Source organism: Paenibacillus agaridevorans, assembly GCF_003112455.1.
Classification (GTDB): Bacteria; Bacillota; Bacilli; order Paenibacillales; family Paenibacillaceae; genus Pristimantibacillus; species Pristimantibacillus agaridevorans.
The window spans coordinates 1-10,287 of record NZ_BDQX01000083.1 but is presented as its reverse complement, the minus strand read 5'-3'; the positions used below and the strand labels follow the sequence as shown (position 1 = coordinate 10,287).

At 54.6% G+C, this 10,287-nt stretch carries 9 protein-coding genes; 7 read left to right on the top strand and 2 right to left on the bottom strand.

Annotation, left to right across the window (positions count from 1 at the left end):
* Positions 1-64 precede the first annotated feature (64 nt).
* Positions 65-1,033 carry a sugar phosphate isomerase/epimerase family protein gene (locus PAT3040_RS08845; protein WP_108992325.1) on the bottom strand — a complete coding sequence of 323 codons (969 nt, stop codon included), beginning with the start codon at positions 1,031-1,033 and terminating at the stop codon, positions 65-67.
* A gap of 321 nt (positions 1,034-1,354) precedes the next feature.
* Between PAT3040_RS08845 and PAT3040_RS08840 the strand changes: the two genes are divergently transcribed.
* The 6 genes from PAT3040_RS08840 to PAT3040_RS08815 all read left to right on the top strand — a co-directional run bounded on the left by PAT3040_RS08840 (position 1,355) and on the right by PAT3040_RS08815 (position 7,757).
* Complete coding sequence (locus PAT3040_RS08840; RefSeq protein ID WP_108992324.1) at positions 1,355-3,883, top strand: U32 family peptidase; 2,529 nt, start codon at positions 1,355-1,357, stop codon at positions 3,881-3,883.
* Positions 3,884-4,178: 295 nt separating this feature from the next.
* A complete protein-coding gene (locus PAT3040_RS08835) occupies positions 4,179-4,763 on the top strand; it encodes an RNA polymerase sigma factor (protein WP_087569382.1) in 585 nt (194 codons plus the stop codon).
* Positions 4,741-5,079 (top strand): hypothetical protein, encoded by a 339-nt coding sequence (locus PAT3040_RS08830; protein WP_108992323.1) that lies wholly within the window; start codon positions 4,741-4,743, stop codon positions 5,077-5,079. Before PAT3040_RS08835 ends, PAT3040_RS08830 begins: the two co-directional genes overlap by 23 nt.
* Positions 5,079-6,560: a carboxypeptidase-like regulatory domain-containing protein gene (locus tag PAT3040_RS08825; protein WP_108992322.1), complete on the top strand. Its 1,482-nt coding sequence runs from the start codon at positions 5,079-5,081 to the stop codon at positions 6,558-6,560. The genes PAT3040_RS08830 and PAT3040_RS08825 overlap by 1 nt, the downstream gene beginning before the upstream one ends.
* 70 nt (positions 6,561-6,630) lie before the next feature.
* Entirely contained in the window at positions 6,631-7,323 is a 693-nt protein-coding gene (pcrB, locus tag PAT3040_RS08820; RefSeq protein WP_108992321.1) for a heptaprenylglyceryl phosphate synthase, read from the top strand.
* Positions 7,324-7,400: 77 nt separating this feature from the next.
* Positions 7,401-7,757 (top strand): DUF4183 domain-containing protein, encoded by a 357-nt coding sequence (locus PAT3040_RS08815; protein WP_108992320.1) that lies wholly within the window; start codon positions 7,401-7,403, stop codon positions 7,755-7,757.
* A gap of 81 nt (positions 7,758-7,838) precedes the next feature.
* Here the strand turns inward: PAT3040_RS08815 and PAT3040_RS08810 are convergent, their stop codons facing one another.
* Positions 7,839-8,210, bottom strand: a complete 372-nt coding sequence (locus PAT3040_RS08810) for a hypothetical protein (protein WP_087569377.1) — start codon at positions 8,208-8,210, stop codon at positions 7,839-7,841.
* A 186-nt stretch (positions 8,211-8,396) separates the two neighbouring features.
* Between PAT3040_RS08810 and pcrA the strand changes: the two genes are divergently transcribed.
* Positions 8,397-10,287, top strand: a 1,891-nt coding sequence (pcrA, locus tag PAT3040_RS08805; protein WP_108992319.1) for a DNA helicase PcrA, incomplete at its 3' end; no start/stop codon positions are given.

The following is a 10,287-nucleotide window of genomic DNA, read 5'->3' as shown; positions in this document are numbered from 1 at the left end:
GGGGAGCCGTTTCTATAAAAATAGGAAAGCATATCATTTCGCCAAACAAGGCGTTACGAGCGGATTAAACCCACCACATCTCGCCCAGCGGTTCGCGGATGAGGACTTGCTGCAGGTTGGCGACGGCTTTCGTGAAGCCCTCGTCTACGGACATCAGGCCGTCTTCGTGCTCGATGCTGACGACGTAGTCGTAGCCCACGAGGCGAAGCGCGCTGATGATATCCGCCCATACTTTAAGGTCATGACCGAAGCCGACTGTACGGAACTGCCACGCGCGGTCAAGCATAAGCGAATACGACTGCATGTCCGTTACGCCATGACGGTTTACGTTGATTGGATCGATCGTCGTGTCCTTCGCATGGAAGTGATGGATCGCGCCGGCGCGGCCAAGAATATGGACGGCTTGTACCGGATCGATGCCCTGCCACCACATATGGCTTGGGTCAAGGTTAGCGCCGATCGCGTTGCCTGCCGCTTCGCGAAGACGAAGCAAGGTAGCCGGGCTGTGAACGGAGAAGCCGCCATGCAGCTCCAGGCCGATTTTTACGCCAGCTTTTTCGGCGATACCGCCGATCTCGGACCAGTAAGGAATAACTTTCTCTTCCCACTGCCACTTCAGGATATCCTGGAAGTCGTTTGGCCAAGGAGCAACCGGCCAGTTCGGATATTTGGCATCCTCATGGTCGCCCGGGCAACCGGAGAATGTATTTACCACTTCAACTTCCAGACGGTTCGCAAGCTCGATCGTTTTGCGGATGACGGCGTCGTCCGGAGAGGCAAGCGCCTTTTGCGGGTGAAGCGGATTGGCATGGCAGCTGAGTGCGCTGATCATCAGACCGCGTGATTCGACTGCTTGTTTAAACGCTTTCAGCTTTCCTGCATCTGCAAGCAGTGTGTCCGGATCGCAATGCGCATTGCCGGGATATCCGCCCGTGCCGATCTCGATCGCGTCGAGACCTTTCGAGGCGATGTAGTCGAGTGCTTCTTCGAATGGCTTCTGAGCGAACAGTACGCTGAATACGCCTAATTTCATCCTTCATATACCTCCCGAATCCAGTAGATGGATTGTTTTCATAACCGCCATTAGTATACCACTTTCCTTGCGGATAGACATGTGGGAAATTGCATTTTAGACAAAATCGCATAATAAATGGGCAAAAGAGGAACGAGCTTGGCGCAGTTGGCAGTAATGTACGCTGGAATACGACCTCATCGTTTGATAAACTAGGGGAAGCGAATACGAGAGAGAAGCTATAATGAGAAACGCGTGAAGAGTCTTTAAGTGCGAGTTCAAAAAGTTCGATGACTTTTTGAACAACCTCTTTTAGGCCGCGCCGAGAGGAATTTGGTACACATGTTGACAACGCAATTAACAAGATCGGATATAGAACTGCTGGCTCCGGCCGGCGATTGGGAATGCATGCGGGCGGCGGTAGCGAACGGAGCCGACGCGATTTTTTTCGGAGTGGAGAAGTTTAACGCGCGTGCCCGCGCCAACAACTTTCGCAGCGAGGAGCTGCCAGAGATTATGGCCTTTCTCCATACGTATGGAGTGAAGGGTTTCCTTACCTTTAACATCCTTGTGTTCGAGGATGAGCTTAGAGATGCGCAGAAGCTGATCGAGATGTGTATCGACGCAGGCGTGGATGCGGTTATCGTGCAGGATTTGGGACTCGTCAAGCTCATTCGCGAGCTTTCGCCGGATTTTCCGATTCACGGCTCGACGCAGATGACCATCACTTCGCCAGAGGCGGTGGAATTTACGAAGCCGTTTGATCTGGAGCGAGTGGTGCTGGGTCGGGAGAACAACTTGAAGCAGATCAAAAAGATCGGTGAACAGGCCAAGCTGCCGATGGAAGTATTCGTGCACGGAGCGCTCTGCGTATCTTACTCCGGACAGTGCCTGACTTCGGAGATGTGGGGCGGTCGCTCCGCGAACCGTGGCGAATGCGCGCAGGCGTGCCGCTTGCCCTACGATCTCATGGTGGATGGAGAGCATAAGCCGATGGGCGATATCGCCTACCTGCTGTCGCCGAAGGATCTTGCGGCAATCGATCTCGTGCCGGAGCTGATCGAGGCGGGCGTTACATCGTTCAAGATTGAGGGCCGCCTCAAGAGTCCGGAATATGTAGCCAACGTCGTCAGCAAATACCGCAAGGCGATCGACAACTACTTCGACGGCAATATGGAGAAACCGTCCAAAGAGGACGTTCGAGAGCTGCAGCAAAGCTTCTCGCGCGGATTCACACATGGCTTCCTGGATGGCACGAACAACAAGCAGCTCGTCGAAGGGACATTCCCTAAGAGCCGCGGCGTATATCTTGGACGCGTGGAACGGATCATGAGAGACGCGGTGACGGTTCGTCTGGAAGCTCCGCTCAAGCGCGGTGACGGCATCGTATTCGATGCTGGCGATCCCACGAAGAAGGAAGAAGGCGGGCGCGTTTACGACGTCAGGCGCCAAGGCGTAAAGCTGGAGGCTGAAGCTGCCGAAGGAACGCTTATCGAGATCGTGCCGGGACGCAACGACGTAGATTTGCGCAAGGTTCATGTGGGGGATCGGGTCTGGAAGACCAGCGATCCCGCGCTCGACAAGCGGCTGCGCGCCACGTTCGAGACGGATAAGCCGTATCGCGTTTTCCCGCTGCACGTGCGCGTAACGGGAGCGCTTGGCGAGCCGCTTCGCACGTTCTGGACGGATGTACAGAAAGGAACGACCGTTGAAGTTGCCTCCGAGCTGATGCTGGAGCAAGCGCAGAAGCGTCCTATGGATGCGGCGCTGCTCGAGGATCAATTGGGCCGGCTGGGAGGAACGGTCTTCCAACTGGACGAGCTGGAGGTTTATCTGCAGGGAGACCTGATCGTGCCGGTGCGTGAGCTCAACCGGATGCGCCGCGAAGCGGTGGAGCTTCTGGCGGGAGAACGGCCGAAGCCTCCGGTATACGTCAAGCATACGGTTGATGCGTTCTCCGACGCGACCAGCAACGCTGCGGCGCGCCGGGATGCTGTTCGCAGCGGCAAGGCGGCCAAGCTGACGGCGTTGTGTCGTAGCCTGGAGCAAGTGGAAGCGGCGATTGAGGCGGATGTCTCGTACATTTATGCCGATTTCGAATTCATTAAGCAGTTCCCGGCTGCCGTGGAAGCTGCTCGCCGCGCGGGCGTGCCGATCGCGCTCGCGACACCGCGTATTCATATGCCGGGGGAGAACGGCTATCATGCCAATATCCTGAAGCTGAAGCCGGACGCCGTCCTTGTGCGCAACACGGGCGCTCTCTATTACTATTTGAAGGCGAAGATGGAGCGTCCGGACGCTCCGTTCCCTAAGCTGATCGGCGATTTCTCGCTGAACGTGGCGAATCACAAAGCCGTGAACCTGTTCGCCGAAGCGGGCGTCGATCTCATCACGCCATCTTATGACCTCAACATCCAGCAGATGGTCGACCTGTTGGAGCGTTCCGACACGTCGAAGCTGGAGGTCGTCATCCATCAGCATCTGCCGATGTTCCATACGGAGCATTGCGTTTATTGCACCTTCATGAGCGAAGGCACGGACTTCACGAATTGCGGACGTCCATGCGAGGAGCATCGCGCTTCCTTGCAGGACCGGATCGGCATGTCCCACCCCGTCCGCGTCGACGAAGGCTGCCGCAACACGGTGTACAACGCCATCGAGCAGTCCGGCGCGGAGTACATCCGCAACTTCCTGGAGCTAGGCGTGGACCACTTCCGCGTAGAGTTCCTGGAAGAGACGGGCGACAAAGTCGGAGAGGTGCTCTCGCTCTACCGCGATGCGCTGGACGGCCGCATTAGCGGCACGCAAGTATGGCGCAGTCTGAAAGCGACAAACCAGTTGGGCGTGACGCGCGGACAGTTGGTGAAATAGAGTCGTAATGATACGGGGCTGTCCCAAAATGTTCGAATGACAGGAAACGTTCCAATTTATGCGCAAAAGGACCTCGAATTCCACTGTAAAGTGGGGAATGAGGTCCTTTTTCCTTGAATAATCCGACTTGACGCAGGGCTTGAATAATCACAAATTGGCCTATTCCATGCAACCTATAGGCATGTTGACCGCATCGTATACTGTAGAGAGGTGCGGCAGGTGATATTTATCCTGCTAAATGATGAATGAGATGAAGAATTAACGCATGTAACGGATCGGTAAGGCAGGTGACAGGATGGACGGGGAACGGCAGTGGATCGAACAGTTAAAGAGAGGCGACGAGGCCGCATTGGCATGGTTGATGGAGCGTTACGGCAACGATGTGGTTCGAACGGCTTCATTGCTGCTGAAAGACCGACATTTGGCGGAGGATGTAAGCCAAGAGACCTTTCTGACCGCATTCCGGAAAGCGGATCAATATCGGGGGGACGGTTCATTGAAGGGATGGCTGCTCCGGATTGCCATCAATTTATGTAGAAGCAGAATGCGGCGAGCGTCGTGGCAGCGGCTTTTTTTGCGGGAACGAATGGATTTGGTGCAAGATGCCGATGACTGGCCAGAGTCCTCTGGCAGCGAGGAACCTGGCTCCGCCAATTGGCTTAACAAAATGACCTTGCGTGAGGAAATCGGAAGATTGCCGATGCTCTATCGGGAAGTTATCGTCCTTTATTATTTTCATGAGATGCAAATTACAGAGATTGCGGATGTGTTGCAAGAGTCGGAGGGTACTGTAAAGAGCAAGCTGCATAGGGCAAGAAAAAAGCTGAAGCAGCAATTGGAAGAAGGAGGCTGGGAGTATGAATCAAGCTGGGGAGGATAAGAAGCTCCAAGAGCAGCTTCGCGAGGAGATGGATCCGGTGAAGTTCAGCGAGGAGATGCAAGCAGATGTTCTGAGGCGCGCCCATGCGAAGAGTCTATCTTGGTGGAATCGGGAAATCCGGATTCCGGCGCCAGTTGCCGCTGCTGTGCTTCTTCTCCTTATCGCAATACCCCTGTATGGCTGGCAGCAAGCCCACTCCATGCAAGCGAATATGGCGGCGGATACGTTAGGGAAGGGTGCTGAGCAAGAAGAACGGATCATTGTATCGACCGCTGGCGTATTTTATGCTTCGCAATTGGAGGGGGAGGATCGTTAATGCGGCTAAGGGTAAGAACGCTGGCGGGTATGCTGGTGACGCTGCTGCTACTGGGGTGGTTCGGCTATAAAGAGCTTCCGTCTTTTTTGTACCATCAGGGTTATTATCAGGCGTTGCTGCAATGGTTCCCGAACGATAACTACGCGAGGCCCGCAATTAATCGGCTTGCCATGGACATTGCGAATCAGACGGGAAGAGGCGAGAGCGATTATATTTTTGTCAAATCATCCGGGGGCGCATCATCCAGCGGTACTGGCAATACGAAGCTTGACCTTCAGGAGCGTGCCGACGTGATCGATAAGCTGGAGAAGCTGCTCGCACAATATGGGCATACGGAGCAGATGACGAATGTTTCCTACAATCTGGCTTTGATGCATTTTTGGATGGGCAATTGGGATCGGGCAGAGAGCTTGCTGCACGAGATGGATAGGATGGGAGGCGCGGAGTGGATATCCAGGGAGGAGCAGAAGGCGTATCTGGCTATTCTGGAGTCGAGACATGCGCAAGAAGGGAAGGCGTCTTTGGAAGGCGTTGTCCGTATTGGCGATGAGCCTGTTCCAAATGCATTCGTCATGCTGCAGAGAACCGATGATTCTACGTATTATTCGCCTCCGCTAACCCATTACCCGGCAACGATGACAGATGAAAACGGACGATATCGGTTTTATGGGATAGATTCCGGCGAATACGATGTAGCGGTTGGGGTACGGACGGAGCAAATTAGCGGGTATTATATGACGGAGTCCGAGTCGAAGTCGGTTGTTATTGACGGTATGGCCACAGCCGGGCACGATGTGCTATTTGTGCCGCAAGTGATCGCGGTATCCCCGGGGCGCAAGGAGCTCATTCAAGGAGATGAACTGCGGCTTCGGTGGAAGCCTTATGAGGGAGCGGTTTATTACAAGCTCAACATCTCTTATCTATACCGTGACCGGAACGGCAAGTACACAGGCGCTGCAACAACCGCATTATCGGATCAAAAATATACAGGTCAAGAAGCCACGTTTTCTATTAGCGAGCGCAATCGCAACTATAATATGTATGGAAAGAGCTACGGGCAAGATGGAGAGGTGACGCTAAATACGGCCGGACTGCTGGGCATGCTCTATCCGGGAGGGGAGTTCGCGTGGTCGGTTGACGCTTACGACGAGCATGACCGCAAGCTGTCGAGCTCTGCGGGATACTTCCTGCATGAAGACGCCATTACGCCGATCTTTCGAGTGGAGGACAATGGTTTGTCGGAGGGAGACCGTCTCGTGATCGCCGCACGGTATGAGGAAGCGATCGCGGCATACACGCTGGAAGGGAACAATGACCATGCGCTTCGTGTGTTGGCGAGATTAGCGGATCAAGGCATTGGCAAGGAAGATGGCAATCCTGCAGAAGCGCTTGCCTATATGGAACGCATTCAAGAGCCGGGGGAGTCGGATAAGGAATTTATAAATTTGCTGCGCGAACGCATTGAGAAGAAGCGGGTTTGACAGACACCACGCCCTGACTTAGCATAGAGAAATACGGCTGTAATGTACAAGAAGCGAGGCGTACAAATAGATGAAAGAAGAATGGTTTGGAAAGTGGCGGCATACCTTCAAGCTTGATCCCGACAAGACGATATCGGATGAAGCGCTCGACGCGATCTGCACATCGGGCACAGATGCAATAATAATCGGAGGTTCTAGCGGTGTTACCTTTGAGAATACCGTTGATTTAATGTCGCGCGTTCGCCGTTATGAGTTGGATTGCGCGTTGGAGGTATCCACCATGGATGGAGCGGTTCCGGGGTTTGACGGTTATTTCGTGCCCATCGTGCTGAATACGGATCGCTCGGAGTGGATACTCGGCAACCAAATCGAAGGGTTGAAGGAGTACGGGACGTTTGTGCCGTGGGAGGAGACTGCGGCGCAGGGCTATATTATATTGAACGAGAATGCTACCGCTGCCAAGCTGACGGGCGCCAAGACGGAGCTTGAGGTTGATGAGCTGATTGCTCATATTCGAATGGGGGTACAGTTGATGAGAGTGCCCCTCATCTATATCGAATACAGCGGCCGATTCGGCGACATGGAGCTGCTGCGAAGCGCGCGTCGGGCGATCGGCTCGGCCCGATTATTTTACGGCGGCGGAATCGATAGTGCTGAGAAAGCGCGCCTGGCGGGAGAGCATGCGCATACGGTCGTTGTGGGCAATATTGTGTACAGCGATCTGGCTGCAGCTTTGTCGACGGTGGCGGCGGTGTATAAATAGGCCGTTGGAGGCGTCCCTGCGGCATCGGTCCGACTATAATAGAATAGTAGTCAACGAGGCTGGTCAGGAGTGAGAAGATGAAAGCGGTCATCGCAAGCTGCGCGAGGGGGCGGAAGGGCAAGCTTTCGGATCTCAAGAGCGGGGGCAAGTGCAAGCAAGGGAGGAAGAGGCGCCTGCTGTCGGCGCATCCTTATTATTATTACGCCCTGGGAGACGGGGAACGGAGAATGTTCACGCCACGCGAGGCCATGCCGGGATATGACAGCCGCCTCCCCGATCCGACCCGCGTCTCGTTAACGAACGTATTCGTAGACGGCATGCTGCAATCGCCGGAAGTATATGCGGTGTACCCCGGCATGCTTCTTTTCGTGTCGGATCAGCCGCCGCCCGAGGGCTCGCGCATTATTGCCCAATTTATCGTCATTAAAGGTTAATGCAACAAAGAACAACACCCTGCAGCCCGTGAGCTGAAGGGTGTTGTTTGTTTTTGCCAGGCCTCGATAGAGGATTTCTCATCAGGAATACGTCGTCACAACCTGGAAAATCGTAAATACGACGCGTGCCTCGGAAGGAATCGTAGCTGCCGTTGCGGAAGTCAGCTCCAGCACAGCATCGGTAACGCTTGTGACCAAACCTTCCTCCTGCAATTGTCCGTCTACGATTAACTGGTAGGCGTATTCTGTGCCAGCCGGGGGCGTGCTTATATCGACGGCGAATGTCGTAACCGTCGCGCCCGTATCGTCCAGCCATGTTTCGACTGCGGGACCGATGTCGGTCGCCGTGGCCGCAGGCAGGCTGATGCCGCCGACAGGGGCGATCATGAAGTAGTTCAGAACGTCGTAGGCGACCGCTACCGTGAATGCGCGGGGGAGAATCAAGCTAGCCATAATAATCACCTCCTCTACTCACTAATAGATGCTAGAGTCCACTCTATTGAAACGGACATTCGCGTGCGTCCGGATGCCCGGATTCATAGGGCTTCCTTCCTTTCAAAAAAGTGCAAATTGACAGTATGGGATGCGTTGTCTAAACTGAGAATAGGCGAACAAAATGGCGAACAAAGGAGTACAATCATGTTTAATTCCATCGGCATCGAACAGGCGGTACAGAAGCTGAATCCGCCGCAGCGCGAAGCGGTTCTCGCGACCGACGGCCCTTTGCTCATCATGGCCGGAGCGGGCAGCGGCAAGACGAGGGTGCTGACGCACCGCATCGCTTATTTGATCGAGAAAAAAAGAGTAGCGCCGTGGAGCATTCTGGCGATCACGTTCACAAATAAAGCGGCAAGGGAAATGCAGGAGCGGGTCGGAGCGCTGGTCGGTCCATCGGGCAGGGATATTTGGGTATCGACGTTCCACTCCATGTGCGTGCGTATTTTGCGCAAGGATATTGACCGGATCGGCTTTACGTCCAACTTCTCCATTCTGGACTCTTCGGACCAGCTTTCCGTTATCCGCAACTGCATGAAGGATCTTAATATCGATACGAAAAAGGTCGAGCCGAAGGCCGTTCAAGCCTCGATTGGCAACGCGAAGAACGAGCTGGTGACGCCGGAGCAGCTGGAACGGAAAATCGGAGACTACTTCGACGAAATCGTGGCCAAAGTATATGCGATGTACCAGAAGCGGCTGCGGAGCAACAACTCCCTGGATTTCGACGATCTCATCATGATGACGATCCGGCTGTTCAAGGAAATGCCGGAGGTGCTTGAATTTTACCAGAACAAGTTCCGGTACATTCACGTCGACGAGTATCAGGATACGAACCGGGCGCAATACATGCTCTGCCGCATGCTGGCGGACAAGCATCACAATATTTGCGTAGTAGGCGACAGCGACCAATCCATCTACCGTTGGCGCGGCGCGGACATTACGAACATTCTCAATTTCGAGGGCGACTATCCCGAAGCCCGGACGATTATGCTGGAGCAGAACTATCGTTCGACGGGCAATATTCTGGACGCGGCGAACGCGGTGATCAACCTCAATACGGGCCGGAAGCCGAAAAAGCTGTGGACGGAGCAGGGACCCGGCGATTTGATCTCGCTCTACCAGGCGGACTCGGAGCATGACGAAGGGTATTATGTAACGAGCGAGATTCGCAAAAACGTCAACAAAGGACGTCGCTTCTCCAATCATGCCATCCTTTATCGGACGAACGCCCAGTCCCGGGTGATCGAGGAAATTCTGATCAAGTCGGACATTCCCTATCAGATCGTCGGCGGGATTAAGTTCTACGACCGAAAGGAAATCAAGGATTTGCTGGCCTATCTGCGCCTTATGTCCAATCCGGACGACGATATCAGCCTGACTCGCATCATTAACGTGCCGAAGCGGGGTATTGGAGACACGACGGTGGGCAAGCTGGAAGAAGAGGCCGCTCGGCGCGGCGTTTCGATCTACCGGGTGCTTGGCGATCTCGGCGACGTCGAGGTAAACGGTCGGACGAGGGCGCTGCTGGGCGAGTTCTACGGACTTATCTATAATTTGACGGCGATGGTCGATTATTTGACGGTGACGGAGCTGACGGAGAAGGTGCTGGAGCTGTCCCAGTACAAGATAGAGCTTCAGCGCGAAAATACGTTGGAATCCAAAGCTCGCATCGAGAATATCGAGGAATTCCTTTCCGTTACGATGGACTTCGAGGAACGCAACGAAGACAAGTCGCTCGTCGCGTTCCTGACCGACCTGGCGCTGATTGCGGACATCGACTCCATGGGCAAAGATGCGGAAGAAGAGAAGAAGGACGACGACGCCGTCGTGCTCATGACGATGCATAGCGCCAAGGGACTGGAGTTCCCGATCGTGTTTATCATCGGCATGGAGGAGACCGTCTTCCCGCATAGCCGGGCGCTCGTCGACAACGAGGAGCTCGAGGAGGAACGACGTCTCGCTTACGTAGGCATTACGCGAGCCGAGCAGCGGCTCTATCTGACCTGCGCCCGCATGAGGACGCTGTTCGGCC